The sequence below is a fragment of the Polynucleobacter sp. AP-Sanab-80-C2 genome (genome assembly GCF_035012965.1).
Taxonomy (GTDB): domain Bacteria; phylum Pseudomonadota; class Gammaproteobacteria; order Burkholderiales; family Burkholderiaceae; genus Polynucleobacter.
The window spans coordinates 91,354-110,240 of sequence record NZ_JAYGQS010000007.1 but is presented as its reverse complement, the minus strand read 5'-3'; the positions used below and the strand labels follow the sequence as shown (position 1 = coordinate 110,240).

Genomic DNA, 18,887 nt, shown 5'->3' with positions numbered 1-18,887 from the left:
TATGGAGTCTTCAAGGGTACAAGCCCTAGAAAACCCATTTGGTCCCAAAGTATTGGGGATGTGATTGGTAAAGGTGTAAACCATGTGGTCGGTACCGGACGTAAAGCATGTGTCCGGTACGTACCTTCATTTATTTGGCTCCTCGACCTGGGCTCGAACCAGGGACCTACGGATTAACAGTCCGGCGCTCTACCGACTGAGCTATCGAGGAATAAGCCGATATTATAGCAAGATGAAATCACTTCTTCCCACTTCCATCCGTATCCCCAAGGTACTGACCATTGCTGGCTCGGATAGCGGCGGTGGAGCAGGACTTCAGGCCGACCTCAAAGTAATCACTGCCCTTGGTGGCTATGGGATGTCTGCGATCACAGCTATTACAGCTCAAAACACTTTAGGGGTTACGCGTATTCAGGATGTCGACTTAGATGTCGTGGAGGCTCAAATCGATGCCGTTTTATTAGATATTGGCGCTGACATTGTCAAGATTGGTATGTTAGCTAGCCCAGAAATTGTTCGCACTGTGGCCAAAACACTTCGCAAGCATGGTGTCAGCAGAATTATCTTAGATCCTGTATTGCGCGCAACCTCAGGCGCAAGTTTGGGTGGTGACGATACTGCTCAGGCAATAATGCAAGAGTTGTTTCCAATGGCAACACTGATCACTCCAAATTTAGATGAAGCATCTTTGTTATTGGGTCACGATATTGATGGCCCAAATGAATTTCAATTCGCAGCACAAAAATTACTTGAGATGGGTCCGCAAGCAGTTCTGATTAAGGGCGGTCATCTTGATGCAAGCCATACTCAAATTACTGACTATTTAATGTGGCGCACGATTGAAGATAGTCTTGAAGTGGTTCAGTCAAAAGAGTTCAAACACTATCGTGTGAACACTGCAAATACTCACGGTACCGGCTGTTCTCTTGCTGCGGCGATTGCGACTTATTTAGCGGATGGTCATGATTTAAGTCATGCGGTTGCCAAAGCGATTGCTTATGTTGAGGCAGGACTAGAAGCGGGCTGCTTCTTAAGTATTGGGGAGGGTCCTGGCCCGCTTTGGCATATGCACGACTTTTATCCAACTGCTTTGCCAAATGAAGAAAGTAGCTAAGCCCAATAGCTGCAATTGAGATTTTTGCTGACTGATTCGCATTGCTTAGCCTAGACCTTTTATAAAAATTAAATATAAAAGTTATTTTCGATACTTCTAGGCTATTAGCCATAGAGGTAATACGATAGCGAGCATGTTATTTTCCTCGTCTCCCTTTTTGGAATTTTCGAAGTCTACCCGCAAGATCAATAAGCGCTACAAAATCAATGATTGTAAAGAGCTTCTGGTCCTAGAGGCTGTATTAGGGGCTTATTCTGATGGTGTGGAATTTTCGGTTTTAGATCTAATCTTGCTTGGTGATATCGCTTCACAAGCCACCCTTCATTCCATTATGAAGACTTTGATCTTAAAGAAGATGATAAAGACCGAGACTTGTAAGCGTGATGCAAGACGTAAGTACGTATTGCCCACTAAACAGGGCTTATCCTGGCTCAAAGATAAAGACGAATTATTAGCTAGTTCTCAGAATCGATGAGCGGAAAAAAATTCTACAGATTACTCGTTCGAAAGTCTGTAGCTTCATTGGTTTTATCTCTTGGGTTTACAGCTCAATCACAAATGGCGCTCTCGCAAACATATAAGGGTGAAGTTGTCGATTGCTACAAGGATGCCATCAAAGAGCCTTTTACTTTCTACGGCAATCCAGGGGATGCATTTACCCTTTATGAAAACTCCACTTGGAAAGTGGCGTCCGGCGGACAATATGAGTATGTTCCGTTGCGTTATAAAGATGTTTTGATCTGCCCTGCTGTTGGTAAATTAGTGATTGGCAATAAAGCATTATCAATTTCTAAAAACTAGGTTTGCATTAATGCTTGCAGGTGTTTGACGGCAGCCTTAGGATCTTTGGCTTGTGTGATAGCTCTCACCACCGCAACAGAACCTACGCCACTCTTAGCAACCACATGAATGCTTTCTTGATCGATGCCACCAATGGCAACTAATGGATAGTGACTCATCAATTTCGCGTATTGATACAGTCTGCCTAGTCCTTGTGGAGCCGTAGGCATTTTCTTGAGGTTAGTCGCGAAGACTGCGCCCATCGCAATATAGCTAGGACAAAAACGGTCTGCATGAGCTAACTCAGCATAACCATGAGTGCTTAAGCCCAGCCTTAAACCTGCCGCCCGAATTTTTTCCAAATCAGCAGTGTCTAAATCCTCTTGTCCGAGATGCACTCCATAAGCCTGTGCATCTATAGCCTCTTCCCAGAAGTCATTGATAAAGAGTAAGGTCTTACTGCCTTCGACCGCTTTGACAGATTCTTTAATCTGTTTTCTGATTTTGTAGCGATCTTCAGATTTAAAGCGCAATTGCACAGTCGGTAGTTCAGCTTCAACCATACGCTTTACCCAATCAGCATCGGGCATGACACCATAAAGTCCCAAACGCTTCGGACATTCTTTAAAAGCATTCGGATTCATATTGCGCGTCCAAGGCAATAAGTCGAACTGCTCTGGTCTGCTGGGCCACTTAAATGGATTAAAACCACCATCATGCAAGGTCATGCGAGACCATGCTTTACCTAAGACTTTGGCATCTGATTCAATAAAGCCCATTTCAATAGCAGCAAGTGCGCCAGCAAGTTCGTAATGATCAGTTGCAGCTTCATTATCAATGCGTGGAGGAGGTGAACTCATGGAAAATTGTGGCAATGGAATACACAATTCATCGCCCTTATGCGCTTGAATAATCTGATCGGCAAGGTCACGTACTAGACTCATGGATTAGTTTCTAGGCTTGATGCCAAAAAGGTGTGCCAACTAAAGGAGTACTTGCCTGGGCAGACTCTTGTGGTTTCATGGCGCCTGACAGGTAAGCGGTACGACCTGCATCTACAGCCATCGCAAAGGATTTGGCCATAGCCACAGGATCATTCGCAAGGGCTACAGCGGTATTTAGCAGCACGCCATCAAAACCCCATTCCATTACCGTGCAAGCATGGGAAGGAAGCCCTAATCCCGCATCCACAATCAATGGTACCTTGATACGGTCACGCAATAATTTCATGGCATAAGGATTCAGTGGGCCTTGACCAGTACCAATAGGCGCAGCCCAAGGCATCACTGCTTGGCAACCTACATCCACCAAACGTTGGCACAAAATCAAATCTTCGGTGCAGTACGGTAACACCTTAAAACCATCTTTAATTAAGGTTTCTGCTGTTTGCACAAGGCGCAATGTATCGGGTTGCAAAGTATAGTCATCGCCGATGAGCTCTAACTTAATCCAATCATTCTCAAACACTTCGCGCGCCATCTGGGCAGTAGTAATGACCTCTTGCGGACTATGGCAGCCTGCCGTATTAGGTAGAACGGGGACTGACATTTTCTTGAGCAGATCCCAAAAGCCGCTATGGGCTTCAGTAGTGCTAGTACCTTGGCGACGCAAGCTTACGGTAATCATCGCTGGATTGGCCGTCTCTACTGCATTCTCGAGCACCTGTGGAGAAGGATAGCGTGAGGTGCCTAATAGTAAACGGCTGGCAAAGCTCTCGCCATATAAAACGAGGGCATCAGCGCTATTCAGATTATTGGGTAATGGGGCAGTCATAAGTAATGGATAGGGGGATTAGCCGCCAGTGACTGGGGCAATGACTTCAATCTGATCATTTTCATTGAGGGGAAATTGATCGTATTTCGTTTTGGGTACAAAGTTCAAATTCACCGCAACTGCATAAGGCGGTTTTGCATTAATCAAGGACAGCGCATCTGAGATCATGCTCTGACTCGGAAGCTCATATTCGATTTGGTTGACGATTACACGCATACACTTGCCTCATGATTGCTAGTGTTACTGGTAATGCTCAAACCCAATTCGAATGCAGTATTGCTTTGACCAACTTCTAAGAGCTCTAATGTGGAATCTAGCACAGCTGGAGATATCATAAATCCATGGCGGTAGAGACCATTGATCATGATCAAATCTGATAAGCCTTTATCTTTCTGCACCCAAATTTCTGGCAAGTTATTTTTCAAAGTAGGGCGACATTGGGTTGCCATCTCTAAGATGCGGGCTTCAGCAAAGCCGCTATGCACGGTATACACCGCACTGAGTAACTCCATCGCAGAGCGCACACTCATCTCCGAAAGATCATCAGACTCAATCTCCGTTGCACCTACAACGTAGACGTCATTCTCTTTAGGGGCGATATAAATGGGGTAACGAGGATGAATCAAGCGAGTAGGTCTGCGTAATTTGACCTCTGGGGCAAAGAGACGCACCACTTCACCGCGTACTCCTCGCAAGCTCTTGCCAGGTGAGGTCCAAGCATCTTTGGCGCCATTACCACGGCAATCAATTACACATTGGTATTGACTGTCATTACGCAATTGCTCCGGATCTACCGCAGTATTCCAAAGACAATTGACTTTCAGAATGATTAATTCTTGTAATAGAGCATTCAGTAATTGACGATTATCGAGTTGACCTTCGCCAGGTAAATATAAGCCTTGTATAAATCGATCTGCGACACCAGGTTCAAGTTTGCGTAACTCTGCACTATTGAGTTTTTGTGGCAGCATTAATTGAGGATTGTGACGACAATTCTTTTCAAGATGATTGGTAAAGCGCTCAGCTTCATTGGAATCTTGTCGGTGCCACAAAATCAAAGTGCCATCTTGCTGAAAATAGACTGGATTAGAGAGTTCGCTTATGAGCTCTTTCCAACGTGGCAAACTATGAATACCCATGCGCACCACCGAATCCTCGGTAATGGCAGACTCAGCCAATGGTGCCAGCATGGCAGCAGCAATCCGAGCAGCTGCACCGCTTGCATCAGAACCGCCTTGATCAAATAAATCGACTTGCGCTCCACGCTGAGCAAGCGCTACCGCCAGGAGCCGACCCATGAGGCCGGCGCCGACGATAGCGTATTTGCTGGGCATGGATAAAGCTTGATTCATCGTGATTACTGATAAATCTCGCTACCGCGCTTGCGGAACTCTGCAGACATTTCTTCCATACCCTTAGCGGCGTCGGTCACTTCTGCAATCGGAATGACTTTAGAGCCTTGCTTGGGGTTGCCATCAGCGTCTAATGTAGCAGCATAGTCACGCACTTCTTGTGTGATCTTCATCGAGCAGAACTTCGGACCACACATTGAGCAGAAATGCGCAATCTTGGCGCCTTCAGCAGGCAAAGTAGCATCGTGATATTCACGGGCACGTTCAGGATCTAAGCCGAGATTAAATTGGTCTTCCCAGCGGAACTCAAAACGGGCTTTCGATAAGGCGTTATCACGTACTTGAGCGCCAGGTAAACCTTTTGCAAGGTCAGCACCATGCGCTGCAATCTTATAGGTGATGATACCTTCGCGCACATCTTCTTTGTCTGGCAAACCTAAATGCTCTTTCGGTGTGACATAGCAAAGCATCGCTGTGCCATACCAACCAATTTGTGCTGCACCGATACCACTGGTGATATGGTCGTAACCAGGGGCGATATCGGTAATCAATGGTCCGAGGGTATAGAAGGGGGCTTCTAAGCAATGCTTGAGCTCTTCAGTCATATTCTCTTCAATGCGCTGCATCGGAACGTGACCAGGACCTTCAATCATCACCTGCACATCATGTTTCCATGCCTTGGCAGTCAGTTCGCCGAGGGTATGGAGCTCACCAAACTGGGCTGCGTCGTTTGAGTCAGCGATGCAACCGGGGCGTAAGCCATCACCTAAGCTAAAGGAGACGTCATAGGCCTTCATAATTTCGCAAATCTCATCAAACTTGGTGTAGAGGAAGTTCTCTTTGTGATGAGCCAAGCACCATTTAGCCATGATGGATCCGCCACGGGAAACGATGCCAGTGATTCGGTCAGCTGTCAGCGGTACGTAACGCAGTAATACACCAGCGTGAATTGTGAAGTAGTCCACACCTTGTTCAGCTTGCTCAATTAAGGTATCGCGGAACATTTCCCAAGTGAGATCTTCTGCGATACCACCAGTTTTATCTAAAGCTTGGTAAATCGGTACTGTACCAATTGGAACTGGTGAGTTACGAATAATCCACTCACGGGTTTCATGAATATGTTTACCAGTAGATAGATCCATGATGGTGTCAGCACCCCAACGAATCGACCAAACCATTTTCTCTACTTCTTCATTGATCGAAGAAGTCACAGCAGAGTTACCTAAGTTGCCATTGATTTTCACACGGAAGTTACGACCAATAATCATTGGCTCTAATTCTGGGTGATTAATGTTGGCTGGAATAATGGCGCGACCAGCAGCAATCTCAGAGCGCACAAATTCACCGGTGACGATGTCAGGCAGATTGGCGCCATAGCCCTTACCGGGATGTTGTTTGAGTAATTGCTTGTATGCAGGATCTTTACGCAGTTGCTCTAGGCCCATGGATTCACGTAAGGCAACGTATTCCATTTCTGGAGTAATAATGCCTTTGCGGGCGTAATACATTTGACTGACGTTATTGCCTGTCTTAGCAACCCGTGGCGCACTTATATGCGCAAAGCGTAAGTTTTGAGTGGCCTCATCTTGGGAGCGCGCCACACCATACTCAGAGCTGGGTCCAGCGAGTTGTTCAGTGTCATTACGTTCTTTAATCCAAGTCTCACGCAATCTTGGCAGACCTTTTTCCAGATTGATAACGATTTCTGGATCGCTGTATGGTCCTGAAGTGTCGTAAACAGGAACGGGTGGATTGGCAACGAGTTCTTCACCAACCCGAGTTGGTAATTGCTCAATCATGCGTATCGGTGCTTTGATATCTGCACGTGAACCTTGTAAATAGGTTTTGGTAGATGCAGGATATGCAAATTTTTGACCGAAGTCGCGTTCTAAGCTCTTGAGGCTCGGAATTTCATGTTTAGTGGTTTTGGGGCTAGCTGTACTCATGTCCATCTCCTAACTGTTTTAGATGGACGAAACCGGGTGTCGGTCTGATGTAACTCCCCACGCCAGCATTACCTGGATCGGGTTCTAGGGTCTTTCTCAGCGCCTGTGAGCAAAATCTGCTCTAAGGGCACCCCTGTTTCATCCTTAAGGAAGATTTAACCACGAAAAGCCGCTTTGCTGCAGGATGCCGTCCAAGAAGGGCAATGAAGTGTTTAAAAGGCTATTTATTGCGCCGCAAAAGGAAATCGGCAGTCACAAAAGCAGCATCGCTCGTGAATTCATCGGCAAGAATGCGGGCAGCGGCTTCCGCAAAAGAAACGTTAATAAAGCCACTTACTTCACCGTCATGATTAGTAGGAATGAAATTATCGGCTAGCACCAGGTCATACACATAGAGTTGCTCATCATGAAAACCGCATGCTGTAAGCGGTCGACGCATATGAATACGAGTTATGGGCTCAATCTCATTGGCAATTTGCGCGGGCACTCCGGCTTCTTCCCAGAGTTCACGTCGCGCACAGACCCAAGGGGTTTCATCAGCAGAGATTCCGCCGGCAGCCATGTTGTCTAACCTGCCTGGATCGGTAGCCTTATTTTCACTGCGCCTGCCCAACCAAATTGTCTGGTTCTTGGTGTAACCATTGATATGGGTTGCCATACTACGAAATCCAAAAGTACGAAAAGCAGCTCGCTCCAGACTAAAGTATTGATGACCGTTTTGATCGACCCAAGCAAACTCTTCGTTTCGCCATCCAGGGATAAAGCCACCCAAGCGCAGGTAGTTTGCTAGCTGATTTAAGCTCATTGATACATCTTTAGGCTTGCCTAAGTGAATACTTAAGCGATCATTGCCCATCGAAATCAGTGGAACAGCTTGTTTCTTGAGAAACTCTTGCAGGTAAGGAATAAATTCAGGATTAAGGTAGCCAATAGCCTGCTCCTCACTAGCGCCACGAGCAAAATAAATTGGTAAGTAATCAGCGGGAGCAGAGCGCGCCGTATTCTGGAGCATTTCCTCAAGGGCGGCGATGGTGCTATTAGATAAGGAAGTCATTCGTTGAAGTGTAAGGGAACTTGACTTGCTCTGCCGCAATTTGTCAAGACTTCATAACACAAAACTGAAAAGCAATAGGAATACGCATCGCAAAAATTTGCAGAAGAAGACATGCTGATAATTTAAGCAAGCTAGGTCGGTCTATATAAATCTGCGACTTACGAAAACTTTTACCGATTTATCCACATTGCCTGTGGATAACTCTGAATACATTGTTGGTCCCGCCGACAGGAATCGAACCTGTATCCCACGCTTAGGAGGCATGTGCACTATCCATTGTGCTACGGCGAGTAGTAAAACTTTTTTCCTAAGGATTAAAGAATGATGCTGAGGAAAATTTGACTACATTCATATTTGCCAATGATTGCTTAACTGCGAACTTCACTACCAACCGCATAAAGCCCAAACTTGATTGCTAATGGCGATCATCATATCGGGTGCATAGTATGCAGAAAAAATGATGAGTAATACAAGCAATGCGAAGCCATAAAAAATCCACTTCCTTAAAGCTAGCTTAGGCTGCTTAAGCATTGGCGACTCTGGCAATGGCACGCTCTTTCACTGGTAAATTGACTAAGAACGCAAATACTCCTAATGCAATCGCAATCTGCCAAACAATCAAGTAAGAACCTGTGCGATCAAACAAATATCCCCCTAAGAAAGCACCACAAAAACTACCTAATTGATGAGAGAAAAATACCAAACCTGAAAGCATTGTCAGGTATTTAACACCAAAGATTTGCGCCACAATGCCGTTGGTTAATGGAATTGTCGAAAGCCACAAGAAGCCCATGATGGCAGCAAACACATAAGTGCTCATAGGACTTGGTGGGATCAATAAAAATGCAGTGATTGCAAACGCACGACCTAAATAGATTCCTGAGAGCAGATAACGCTTTGGAAAGCGTTGCCCAAAATATCCAGAGCCATAGGTACCAAAGATATTAAATAGTCCAATTAAGGCAAGTGCAGTAGTGGCAACTACAGGTGCGCCTACGGCAGGATAAATAGAAGATAAATCTTTAAGGTAGGGTGCTAAATGAACTGCAATAAAGACCACTTGAAATCCACAAACAAAATAACCTAGGGTCAATAATTGAAAGCTCGGATTATTGATGGCCTCTTTTAAAGCTTCTTTAATGGTTTGATCACCTAAGTTATGGCTGTGAACAAAATTCTTCTCACGCAACATAAACGCCGTCGGAATCATCAGGCTGGCCATTAAGCCCAACATTAAGAGCGCGTCTTGCGCACCGAATGCACTTAACAATCCTTGTTCTGCGGGGATCATCAGGAATTGACCAAACGAACCTGCTGCTGCTGCAATGCCCATTGCCCAAACTCGTTTATCGGCAGGCACGTTACGACCTAAGATGCCATAGACTACGCTGTAGGTGGTTGCAGTTTGTGCTAAACCAATGAGTAAACCGCCTGCAATCGTGAAATTAAGTGCATCAGTGGAAACAGCCATGCCTGCTAAACCGAGCGCATAAAGTACGCCACCAGCAATCATGATTTTGAATGATCCGTAGCGATCTGCTAGTGCCCCTGTGATTGGTTGTACAGCGCCCCAAATGAGATTTTGTAGGGCAATCGTTAAGGCAAAAGTTTCACGATCCCAACCATTGGCCGTGGTGATGGGTAAATTGAATAAGCCAAAACCATGACGAATACCCATGGAGAGTGTGACCATGAGCCCACCAAAAATAAGGACTTGTTTCATGGTGAGAGAGGGTTTGGAAATAGCGGTCATTAAATGATTCCCTTATTGCGCAGTGCGGCGATTGATTTGTCATCCATATGGAGTCGCTCTTGAAGTACTTCTTGAGTATGTTGCCCGAGAGTGGGCGGAGCCATACGAACTTCAGTAGGTGTTTTGGACAGTTTCATAGGGCTAGCTACTAATTTCATATTGCCTACCGTTGGATGCGGCACATTGATTTGCACATTGCGCGCAATCACTTGTTCATTTTCAAATACTTCTTTGAAATTATTAATCGGACCGCAAGGCACATTGGCTTGTTCCAGCAGAGTGATCCATTCGCCCTTAGTCTTTTTGCGTGTCATTGCCTCTAATAATGGAATCAGTTGTTTGCGATGTTGCACACGTAGGGGGTTGGTTAAAAAAAGTGGATTGTCTGCTAGATGAGCTTCGCCACCTGCGTTAACAAAATGCCGATACTGGCCATCATTACCTGCTGCTACGATCATCCAACCATCTGAGGTGGGGAAGGTTTGGTAGGGAACAATGATCGGAGAAGCATTGCCCCAGCGACGAGGAACCTCACCTGAGGTTAAATAGGCGCTGGAGACATTGGCCATCACAGCAATTTGTGTATCGAGTAAAGACATGTCAATGTATTGACCTTCACCAGTGTGATCACGATGTACTACTGCAGCCAGGATTGCCGTTGAGGCATACATGCCCGTAAAGATGTCGGCAATCGCAACTCCCGATTTTTGTGGGCTGGCCCCTTCAAAGTCATCTGCTTCACCAGTCACACTCATGAAGCCGCCAATGCCTTGAATAATGAAGTCATAACCAGGTCGATGTGCATAAGGGCCGGTCTGACCAAAACCCGTAATAGAGCAATAGATTAAATCTGGCTTAATCTTTTTTAGGCTCTCATAGTCCAAGCCATATTTGGCGAGGTCGCCCACTTTGTAGTTTTCGATTAGCACATCGGATTCGGCAGTCAACTCACGAATAATCGCTTGGCCTTCCGATTTGCTGATATCAACCGTAATCGAGCGTTTATTGCGATTGATGCAAATAAAGTAGGCAGACTCGTCAGTTTCTTGACCATGAGCGTCTTTGGCAAAGGGAGGGCCCCAGTGGCGGGTATCGTCTCCAGCGCCTGGGCGCTCAACTTTAATAACGTCCGCACCTAAATCTGCGAGATTTTGAGCGCACCAGGGACCCGCAAGCACCCGGCTGAGGTCTAAAACACGAATATGACTTAAGGCTCCCATGCCCCAATTTTGGCATGGATGACAGGGGAATTCGGGAAAAGTTCCGACTTAGGCTCAGACATGACTACAATTTGCGCGCATGGCTACCCGTAAAACTTCCGAATACAGCGAATCGTCGATTCAGGTCCTCAAAGGACTAGAACCAGTCCGTCAGCGTCCTGGGATGTACACCCGAACTGATAATCCTTTGCATATCATTCAAGAGGTCTTAGATAACGCTTCCGATGAAGCTCTGGGCGGATTTGGTAAGCAAATCATGGTTACTTTGCATACTGACGGCAGCGTAAGCGTGGAAGATGATGGTCGCGGTATTCCAGTTGGTATGCACCCTACAGAAAAGTTGCCCGTCGTCGAAATCGTCTTCACACAGCTTCATGCTGGCGGTAAATTTGAAAAAGGTACTGGTGGTGCTTATGCTTTCTCTGGCGGCTTGCATGGTGTCGGTGTCTCTGTAACCAATGCACTGTCTAAACGATTAGAGGTCACTGTTTGGCGTGATGGTCAAGTTTCTACCTTGACCTTTGCTGATGGCAAAGTGATTGAGAAACTCAAATCCAAATCCTCTACTAAAGACGATAAGTCACATGGCACGCGCGTGCGTGCATGGCCCGACGGTAAATATTTTGATAGCTCCGCGATTCCGATGGCAGATCTGATTCGCTTGCTCAGATCCAAAGCAGTTCTTTTGCCAGGCGTCAAAGTCACATTGATTCAAGAGAAGTCTGGCGACAGTCAAACATGGCAATATGCCCAAGGCTTACGCGGCTACCTCAATGAGGCGATTGCCCAAGCTGGGCATGGTCCAGAAGTGATCCCAGCTTTTGAAGGTGAGCAATACGCTACTGGCACTGGTGAAGATGATTCCTTTGCCGAAGGCGAGGGCGCAGCATGGGTAGTGAGCTGGACCGAAGATGGCGCACCGGTCCGTGAAAGTTATGTGAACTTGATTCCAACACCTGCCGGTGGAACACATGAAAGTGGTTTACGCGAAGGGCTCTTTAATGCTGTCAAAGGTTTTATTGAGATGCATGCTTTGCAACCAAAGGGTGTGAAGCTCATGCCTGAAGACGTGTTCGCACGCACTTCCTTTATTTTGTCTGCCAAAGTATTAGATCCGCAATTTCAAGGTCAGATTAAAGAGCGCTTAAATTCGCGAGATGCAGTGCGTTTGGTTTCTGGATACGCAAAATCAGCTCTAGAGCTTTGGCTCAATCAACATGTTGACTATGGCCGCAAGCTCGCAGACTTGGTCATTAAACAGGCACAGGCTAGAACACGAGCTGGTCAAAAAGTCGAAAAGAAAAAGTCTTCTGGCGTCGCGGTACTTCCTGGAAAATTGACGGATTGCGAGAGTGAGGATATTGCCCAAAACGAGATCTTCTTGGTGGAGGGTGATTCAGCAGGTGGCTCAGCCAAAATGGGTCGTAATAAGGAATATCAGGCCATCTTGCCCTTGCGCGGTAAGGTTTTGAATACTTGGGAAGCAGAGCGTGATCGCCTATTTGCAAATAATGAAGTCCACGATATTGCGGTAGCGATTGGTGTCGACCCACACGGTCCGAATGACAATCCGGATCTCTCTAACTTGCGTTACGGCAAGGTTTGTATCTTGTCTGATGCGGATGTTGATGGCGCGCATATTCAAGTATTGCTGCTCACCTTGTTTTACAAACATTTTCCAAAACTCATTGAGTTAGGCCATGTCCATATTTCTAGACCGCCGCTCTTTAGAGTAGATGCACCTGCGCGTGGTAAAAAACCAGCACAAAAAATTTATGCGCTCGATGCGAGCGAATTGCAAGCCATTGAAGATAAGTTACGCAAGGATGGCGTCAAAGAGTCTGCCTGGCAGATCTCTCGCTTTAAAGGCTTGGGTGAGATGAGTGCTGAGCAATTGTGGGATACCACCCTCAACCCAGATACGCGGCGTTTGTTGCCGGTTACTTTAGGCACCTGGACTGAAGATGAGACCTTTAAAACTATGGATATGTTGATGGGTAAATCAGAGTCTGGTGCACGTCGTGATTGGTTAGAAGAGCGTGGCAATGAAGTGGAGGCAGATATTTAATGGCTACGAAAAAGACTTCAGGCAAGAAGCCAGAAGTTGAGCAGGCAGATCTATTTTCATCCTCTATCGAAGAGATGGAAATTGTTGAGCTTGATCAGGCTACTGCATCAAAAGGACAATCCTCAACTCCGAATGGCCCCAAGGATCCACACGATCCTAAAACCATGAATCTCAATGAAGACAATAAAGACAGTTTGACGCTAGCCGTCTATGCTGAGCGTGCCTATTTGGATTACGCCATTAGCGTTGTCAAAGGTCGTGCATTACCAGATGTATCTGATGGTCAAAAGCCTGTCCAGCGCCGTATCTTGTTCTCGATGAGCGAAATGGGTTTGCGCGCCGATGCTAAGCCCGTGAAGAGTGCTCGTGTTGTGGGTGATGTATTAGGTAAATTTCATCCGCATGGCGACCAATCAGCTTATGACGCTTTAGTTCGCCTAGCCCAGAGCTTTTCATTGCGCTATCCATTAATCGATGGGCAAGGTAATTTCGGTTCGCGCGATGGCGACGGTGCAGCAGCGATGCGTTATACCGAAGCCCGCTTAACCAAAATTGCTGGCTTATTACTCAGTGAAATCGATGAGGGTACTGTCGACTTTGCACCAAACTATGACGGCTCATTTCAAGAACCGAAGCTATTACCAGCACGCTTACCATTTGCTTTATTAAACGGTGCCTCTGGGATTGCAGTAGGTATGGCTACTGAAATTCCTTCGCATAACTTGCGAGAGGTTGCTTCTGCAGCAATCGCTTTAATGAAGTCACCCAAGCTCTCAACAGCTGATTTATTAGAGATCATGCCTGGCCCAGACTATCCAGGTGGTGGTCAGATTATTTCTTCTACAGCTGAAATTGCGCAGATCTATGAAACTGGCCGTGGCAGCGTTAAAGTGCGTGCCCGTTGGTCTGTAGAAGAGTTGGCCCGTGGTCAATGGCAGGTCGTTGTTAATGAATTACCACCATCTGCCTCATCGCAACGTGTCTTGCAAGAAATCGAAGAGATCACCAATCCTAAAGTGAAGGTTGGCAAGAAGACCCTAACACCTGAACAAAATAATCTTAAATCTACGATCTTGAACGTGCTCGATGGAGTGCGCGATGAGTCTAGTAAAGATGCTGCAGTGCGCCTGGTGTTTGAGCCAAAGAGCAAGAATATTGATGTCAATGAGTTCGTAAATCTCCTATTGGCGCATACCTCGTTGGAATCTAATGCACCGATGAATTTGGTGATGATTGGTAATGATGGTCGACCACGTCAAAAAGGCTTAAAAGAGATTATTTCTGAGTGGATAGCGTTCAGAGTGGCAACAGTCACACGTCGTACTCAGTTCCGCTTAGGCAAAGTTAAAGACCGCATGCATATTTTGGAAGGGCGCTTAACGGTTCTTCTCAATATTGATAAGGTTATCAAGATCATTCGCAATAGCGATGAGCCCAAAGCTGATCTGATGAAAGAGTTCAAACTTACGGATCGTCAAGCTGAAGACATTCTTGATATTCGCTTGCGGCAATTGGCGCGCTTAGAGGGCATCAAGATTGAGCAAGAGCTTAAAGAGCTTAAATCCGAGCGTGATGATTTAGAGGGTTTGTTACAAAGTGATACTGTTTTACGTAAACGCATCATTAAAGAAATCGAATCTGATATCAAAGACTTTGGTGACGATCGTCGCACTTTGATTCAGGAAGATAAGCGTGCTGTTGCAGAAACGAAGGTGATTGATGAGCCAGTCACAGTGATCGTTTCTCAAAAAGGCTGGATCAGGGTGCGACAAGGCCATGAGCATGACGCTACACAATTTAGCTTTAAGGCTGGTGATGCGCTCTATGCAACCTTCGAGGTGCGAACGGTAGATGTTATTCAGGGCTTCGGTAGTGATGGCCGTGTCTATACAGTGCCTGTGAGCGAGCTACCTGGTGCACGCGGTGATGGCTCTCCATTGACCAGCTTTGTAAACTTAGCGGCAGGCTCGCAAATGGTCGCTTATTACGCTGGTCAGTCCGATGATTTGGTATTACTTTCTACTAAAGCAGGTTATGGTTTCTTGGCTAATGTGTCGGATATGACTACACGCAATAAGGCTGGCAAATCTTTTATTACTGTTGATGCTAAAGTGCCGGGTGATGCGCCTTTAGGGGCCACTCAGGTACAAGTTGGCATGAAGCAAGTTGCCTGCTTATCAGAAGCTTCTAAGTTGCTTGTATTCCCGTTAGATGAGCTCAAGCGTCTGCCAACTGGTGGCAAAGGCGTGATCTTGATGGGCTTGGATGACAAAGAGTTTATGGCTTCTGCCATTGCGGTGGGACCAAATGGCGCTACCTATTCAGGGGCAGGACGAGCCGGTAAGCCTACTGAACTGAGTTTGGATGCAAAAACCCTAAAGTCGTTTGCTGGCAACCGCGCACGCAAAGGTCATTTCGTGGAGCCACGCCTCAAAGAGGGCAAGCTGAAGGCTAACTAAGCCGAAAAATTAAACTTTCTTCGGAATCGCAACACCGTATTTAACGGCGATCACTTCTGCCAGAATCGATACTGCGATTTCTGGTGGGGTTAGTGCTCCGATGTAGAGGCCCACTGGCCCATGCAAGCGCTCCACCTCCTCTTTGCTGACATCAAAATCGAGTAAACGCTCTTTGCGTTTTTGAGTGTTATTACGACTACCTAAAGCACCCACATAAAAGGCGGGGGACCTTAAGGCTTCCATCAGCGCCATGTCATCAAGCTTAGGATCGTGTGTTAGGGCCACAACAGCAGTATGGGGGTCGACACCAATCTCGAGTAAAACATCATCTGGCATACCTTTGATAAAAGTCACGTCATCACGATTAAGACCTTCGGCATATTCTTCTCGTGGATCAATCACAATCACTTCAAAGTCAGAGGCTAAGGCAAAGTCTGCGGTGTACAAAGATAACTGACCAGCACCAATGATTACCATGCGCCAACGGGGTCCATAAGTGGTGCACATCTCAGTAGCGGTGCAAGTAAATTCATCATTCCGATTGCCGGCATGCAAAGTCGATTGACCGCTAGCGATATTGACACTGCGTCTTGTGACTTGGTGTGAAGTGATGGACTCAAGTAATTTCTCTAGCACTGCTAATTCGGGTCTAGGCTCTACCAAGAGACGTAAAGTGCCGCCACAGGGAAGCCCAAAGCGCGCCGCTTCTTCTTGACTCACACCATAGATCACCATTTCAGGGGTATCGCGCGTCAGAATTTCAGTTTGGACACGGCTAATCAAGTCATCTTCGACGCATCCACCCGATACGGAGCCTGCTACTTGACCATCTTGTCGAATCGCTAGCCAAGAGCCCACAGGGCGGGGTGCTGAGCCCCAAGTTTGGACTACGGTAGCAATAGCCACAGGGTGACTCGCTTTTAGCCAGCTCACTGCAGATTTGAGGACGCTTAAATCAGTACTGTTCATGTAATGTCTTTTTATATTGTTTTAGATTCTTATTTATTATCACTCTAATGAGTCTATCGGGTAAATCTACCAATCTGAAGCTGGCCATTGTCCTATTGGCTGCTGGTGAAGGAAGTCGCATGGGCTCGATTCCAAAAGCCTTGCTTCGTCAAGATGGAAAAAGCTTATTAGAATCCTTCTGTACCTCTGTTGATATGCTTAATCCGGTGGAGTTTTTGGTGGTGACTGGATTTCATGCGCAAGCTATTGAAGCCGAACTAAAACGCGTAGGTAAAACGACCAATGCAGCAATTACCGTCATTCATAACTCAAAGTCTGATCAGGGTCAGGGCTCATCGGTGCGACTGGCACTAGAGAGTCTACAAAGTCAATTTGATGTACTTGCGGTGTGTCTGAGCGACCAGCCTCACATTACCGATCAAGAGTTGATGGATTTATTGGAGCAGTTTGCAGACCGAAAAGATCCAGAAGAAATAGTGATGCCACAAGTCAATGGACAACGTGGTAACCCAGTATTGCTCTCTAGAAAGGCAGTAGAGGCAATTTTGTCAATGCCGAACATGGTGTGTCGACCTTATATGGATCAACACCCAGACTTAGTCAAAATTTACGAAACAGATCATGCAGCTTTCATCCTCGATGTTGACACCGAAGCTGATATCCAGAAACTAGGGATCACACGTTCTTAGAGATTATTTAGATCTCTGCGATCAGTTCAATCTCAACGCAAGCACCTAATGGGATTTGCGCTACGCCAAAAGCGCTACGAGCATGTTTGCCAGCATCGCCAAAGACTTCAAATAAGAGTTCTGAGCAGCCGTTAACAACAAGGTGCTGTTCTGTGTATTCGTTTGTAGAGTTCACTAAGCCCATTACCTTGACAATCCGTTTAACTTTATCGAGTGAGCCAAGATGATTCTGTAATGTAGAAATCAAATCAATTGCGATTGAGCGAGCGGCCGCTTTGCCAGTCTCGGTATTCATATCCTGACCTAACTTGCCAACCCAAGGTTTGCCATCGTGCTTGGCAATATGACCAGATAAAAATACCGTATTACCAGTTGTTGCTGCCATCACATAAGCCGCTGCTGGTGGTCCAGGTGGAGGCAAATCAATGCCAAGGGTTTTCAGGCGATCGCTAATCATGCTCATAGTGTTATTTCAATCTTTAAAAGATATTTAATGAAAGAATCTTACTGCTTAATTATTTCGAGAGCTGACGCATTGCGCTCTCGAGACCATTTAAGGTCACTGGATACATATGATCCTTCATAAGGTTTTTCATGATATCGATGGATTGTCGATACTCCCAAATGGATTCTGGCTCTGGATTAAGCCAGGCAAAGTGAGGGAAGTGATCTAAGAGGCGGTTAATCCAAACGGCGCCAGCCTCTTGATTGTTATATTCAACAGAGCCATTTGGGCTCAGGATTTCATAAGGTGACATGGTGGCATCACCTACAAAAATCAGCTTGTAGTCAGGACCATATTTATTGATGATGTCTTGCGTAGAAGTGACTTGATCTCTGCGACGACGATTACTTTGCCAGAGATTTTCATAAACGCAATTATGAAAATAGTAATACTCCAGATGCTTAAACTCTGCTTTGGCAGCGGAGAATAATTCTCCTATCTGCTTGATGTGGTCATCCATCGAGCCGCCGACATCCATGAGAAGCAATACTTTGACTTGATTATGTCGCTCAGGTCGCATCTGAATATCGAGCATGCCAGCATTCGCAGCAGTCGAATGTATGGTCTTATCTAAATCGAGCTCTAAAACTGAACCCTCTCGAGCAAAGCGACGAAGACGCCGTAATGCAACTTTGATATTGCGGGTGCCCAAGGCAAGATCACTGTCGTAATCCTTAAATTCTCGAGCCTCCCATACTTTGATGGCAGTGCGATTGCCTGCGCTTTCCCCGCCAATTCGAATGCCCTCTGGGTGATAGCCACTATGCCCAAAAGGCGAGGAGCCGCCAGCCCCAATCCATTTATTGCCACCACCATGCCAATCTTTTTGCTCTTTCAGTAATTCTTCAAGACGTTTCTTAAGCGCTTCTGGACCGCCCAGTTTTTGGAGTGCCACTTTTTCTTCATCGGTTAAAACGCGTTGTAGTTTCTTTTCTAGCCACTCAATTGGAATATCGGGAGCGAGGGCGATGATTTGCTCAACACCTTTAAAGTACGAGCCAAATACCTGGTCAAAGCGATCAAAGTGTTGCTCGTCTTTCACGAGCGTCATTCGCGAGAGTTGGTAAAACTCATCGATCGACGGGTTGATGACGCCTGACTTTAATGCCTCTAAGAGAGTCAAAAACTCTCTTACTGAAACCGGTACCTTAGCCTCTTTCAGATTGAGAAAGAATTGAATTAACATCGCATGAGCCTAAGAGCAA

Annotated in this window: 17 protein-coding genes, 2 tRNA genes and 1 riboswitch; of the genes, 6 read left to right on the top strand and 13 right to left on the bottom strand. The window is 46.1% G+C overall.

Annotated features, from left to right (window positions below):
• Positions 1-135 precede the first annotated feature (135 nt).
• Positions 136-211 (bottom strand) — tRNA-Asn (locus tag VC178_RS10915).
• Positions 212-232: 21 nt separating this feature from the next.
• Between VC178_RS10915 and thiD the strand changes: the two genes are divergently transcribed.
• The 3 genes from thiD to VC178_RS10900 all read left to right on the top strand — a co-directional run bounded on the left by thiD (position 233) and on the right by VC178_RS10900 (position 1,915).
• Positions 233-1,114 (top strand): bifunctional hydroxymethylpyrimidine kinase/phosphomethylpyrimidine kinase, encoded by an 882-nt coding sequence (thiD, locus tag VC178_RS10910; RefSeq protein WP_323482546.1) that lies wholly within the window; start codon positions 233-235, stop codon positions 1,112-1,114.
• A 157-nt stretch (positions 1,115-1,271) separates the two neighbouring features.
• A complete protein-coding gene (locus VC178_RS10905) occupies positions 1,272-1,589 on the top strand; it encodes a hypothetical protein (protein WP_216176440.1) in 318 nt (105 codons plus the stop codon).
• Positions 1,586-1,915, top strand: coding sequence for a hypothetical protein (locus tag VC178_RS10900; RefSeq protein WP_323482545.1), 330 nt, complete (start codon positions 1,586-1,588; stop codon positions 1,913-1,915). The genes VC178_RS10905 and VC178_RS10900 overlap by 4 nt, the downstream gene beginning before the upstream one ends.
• Here VC178_RS10900 and VC178_RS10895 read toward each other — a convergent pair.
• From VC178_RS10895 to VC178_RS10855, 9 genes are all read right to left on the bottom strand, one after another.
• Positions 1,912-2,838: a thiamine phosphate synthase gene (locus VC178_RS10895; protein ID WP_323482544.1), complete on the bottom strand. Its 927-nt coding sequence runs from the start codon at positions 2,836-2,838 to the stop codon at positions 1,912-1,914. The genes VC178_RS10900 and VC178_RS10895 overlap by 4 nt on opposite strands.
• A 10-nt stretch (positions 2,839-2,848) precedes the next feature.
• The gene (locus VC178_RS10890; protein ID WP_323482543.1) at positions 2,849-3,667 is read right to left on the bottom strand and encodes a thiazole synthase; all 819 of its coding nucleotides are present in this window, start codon (positions 3,665-3,667) and stop codon (positions 2,849-2,851) included.
• Positions 3,668-3,685: 18 nt separating this feature from the next.
• Positions 3,686-3,883 carry a sulfur carrier protein ThiS gene (gene thiS, locus VC178_RS10885; protein WP_215294637.1) on the bottom strand — a complete coding sequence of 66 codons (198 nt, stop codon included), beginning with the start codon at positions 3,881-3,883 and terminating at the stop codon, positions 3,686-3,688.
• Positions 3,874-5,019: an FAD-dependent oxidoreductase gene (locus VC178_RS10880; protein ID WP_323482542.1), complete on the bottom strand. Its 1,146-nt coding sequence runs from the start codon at positions 5,017-5,019 to the stop codon at positions 3,874-3,876. The genes thiS and VC178_RS10880 overlap by 10 nt, the downstream gene beginning before the upstream one ends.
• A gap of 5 nt (positions 5,020-5,024) precedes the next feature.
• Positions 5,025-6,965 (bottom strand): phosphomethylpyrimidine synthase ThiC, encoded by a 1,941-nt coding sequence (thiC, locus tag VC178_RS10875; RefSeq protein ID WP_323482541.1) that lies wholly within the window; start codon positions 6,963-6,965, stop codon positions 5,025-5,027.
• 37 nt (positions 6,966-7,002) lie between these two features.
• Positions 7,003-7,110: riboswitch (TPP riboswitch) on the bottom strand.
• A 75-nt stretch (positions 7,111-7,185) separates the two neighbouring features.
• Positions 7,186-8,019, bottom strand: a complete 834-nt coding sequence (locus VC178_RS10870; RefSeq protein WP_323482540.1) for an NUDIX hydrolase — start codon at positions 8,017-8,019, stop codon at positions 7,186-7,188.
• 216 nt (positions 8,020-8,235) lie between these two features.
• Positions 8,236-8,310, bottom strand: a tRNA-Arg gene (locus tag VC178_RS10865).
• Positions 8,311-8,542: 232 nt separating this feature from the next.
• Entirely contained in the window at positions 8,543-9,763 is a 1,221-nt protein-coding gene (locus VC178_RS10860; protein ID WP_416350556.1) for an MFS transporter, read from the bottom strand.
• Between the two features lie 8 nt (positions 9,764-9,771).
• Positions 9,772-10,992: a CaiB/BaiF CoA-transferase family protein gene (locus VC178_RS10855; protein WP_323482538.1), complete on the bottom strand. Its 1,221-nt coding sequence runs from the start codon at positions 10,990-10,992 to the stop codon at positions 9,772-9,774.
• 79 nt (positions 10,993-11,071) lie between these two features.
• Here VC178_RS10855 and VC178_RS10850 point away from each other — a divergent pair, with 79 nt between their 5' ends.
• Positions 11,072-13,060, top strand: coding sequence for a DNA topoisomerase IV subunit B (locus tag VC178_RS10850; RefSeq protein WP_323482537.1), 1,989 nt, complete (start codon positions 11,072-11,074; stop codon positions 13,058-13,060).
• Positions 13,061-13,224: 164 nt separating this feature from the next.
• Positions 13,225-15,519, top strand: a complete 2,295-nt coding sequence (gene parC / locus VC178_RS10845) for a DNA topoisomerase IV subunit A (RefSeq protein ID WP_323482550.1) — start codon at positions 13,225-13,227, stop codon at positions 15,517-15,519.
• 9 nt (positions 15,520-15,528) lie between these two features.
• On the opposite strand, the gene VC178_RS10840 is transcribed toward parC, so the two are convergent.
• Positions 15,529-16,488: an XdhC family protein gene (locus VC178_RS10840; RefSeq protein WP_323482536.1), complete on the bottom strand. Its 960-nt coding sequence runs from the start codon at positions 16,486-16,488 to the stop codon at positions 15,529-15,531.
• A gap of 47 nt (positions 16,489-16,535) precedes the next feature.
• Between VC178_RS10840 and VC178_RS10835 the strand changes: the two genes are divergently transcribed.
• Positions 16,536-17,177, top strand: coding sequence for a nucleotidyltransferase family protein (locus VC178_RS10835; protein ID WP_323482535.1), 642 nt, complete (start codon positions 16,536-16,538; stop codon positions 17,175-17,177).
• Between the two features lie 7 nt (positions 17,178-17,184).
• On the opposite strand, the gene VC178_RS10830 is transcribed toward VC178_RS10835, so the two are convergent.
• Positions 17,185-17,640, bottom strand: coding sequence for a RidA family protein (locus VC178_RS10830; protein WP_216123796.1), 456 nt, complete (start codon positions 17,638-17,640; stop codon positions 17,185-17,187).
• 52 nt (positions 17,641-17,692) lie between these two features.
• The gene (locus VC178_RS10825) at positions 17,693-18,868 is read right to left on the bottom strand and encodes a vWA domain-containing protein (RefSeq protein WP_323482534.1); all 1,176 of its coding nucleotides are present in this window, start codon (positions 18,866-18,868) and stop codon (positions 17,693-17,695) included.
• Positions 18,869-18,887 lie beyond the last annotated feature (19 nt).

Bases quoted from the DNA above. Each gene is read 5' to 3' on its own strand.
- VC178_RS10850 (WP_323482537.1), top strand. From the start codon at position 11,072: ATGGCTACCCGTAAAACTTCCGAATACAGCGAATCGTCGATTCAGGTC.
- VC178_RS10835 (WP_323482535.1), top strand. From the start codon at position 16,536: ATGAGTCTATCGGGTAAATCTACCAATCTGAAGCTGGCCATTGTCCTA.
- VC178_RS10895 (WP_323482544.1), bottom strand. From the start codon at position 2,838: ATGAGTCTAGTACGTGACCTTGCCGATCAGATTATTCAAGCGCATAAG.
- thiC (WP_323482541.1), bottom strand. From the start codon at position 6,965: ATGAGTACAGCTAGCCCCAAAACCACTAAACATGAAATTCCGAGCCTC.
- parC (WP_323482550.1), top strand. From the start codon at position 13,225: ATGAATCTCAATGAAGACAATAAAGACAGTTTGACGCTAGCCGTCTAT.
- thiS (WP_215294637.1), bottom strand. From the start codon at position 3,883: ATGCGTGTAATCGTCAACCAAATCGAATATGAGCTTCCGAGTCAGAGC.
- VC178_RS10855 (WP_323482538.1), bottom strand. From the start codon at position 10,992: ATGGGAGCCTTAAGTCATATTCGTGTTTTAGACCTCAGCCGGGTGCTT.
- VC178_RS10830 (WP_216123796.1), bottom strand. From the start codon at position 17,640: ATGAGCATGATTAGCGATCGCCTGAAAACCCTTGGCATTGATTTGCCT.
- VC178_RS10890 (WP_323482543.1), bottom strand. From the start codon at position 3,667: ATGACTGCCCCATTACCCAATAATCTGAATAGCGCTGATGCCCTCGTT.
- VC178_RS10870 (WP_323482540.1), bottom strand. From the start codon at position 8,019: ATGACTTCCTTATCTAATAGCACCATCGCCGCCCTTGAGGAAATGCTC.
- VC178_RS10880 (WP_323482542.1), bottom strand. From the start codon at position 5,019: ATGAATCAAGCTTTATCCATGCCCAGCAAATACGCTATCGTCGGCGCC.
- VC178_RS10900 (WP_323482545.1), top strand. From the start codon at position 1,586: ATGAGCGGAAAAAAATTCTACAGATTACTCGTTCGAAAGTCTGTAGCT.
- VC178_RS10825 (WP_323482534.1), bottom strand. From the start codon at position 18,868: ATGTTAATTCAATTCTTTCTCAATCTGAAAGAGGCTAAGGTACCGGTT.
- VC178_RS10840 (WP_323482536.1), bottom strand. From the start codon at position 16,488: ATGAACAGTACTGATTTAAGCGTCCTCAAATCTGCAGTGAGCTGGCTA.
- thiD (WP_323482546.1), top strand. From the start codon at position 233: ATGAAATCACTTCTTCCCACTTCCATCCGTATCCCCAAGGTACTGACC.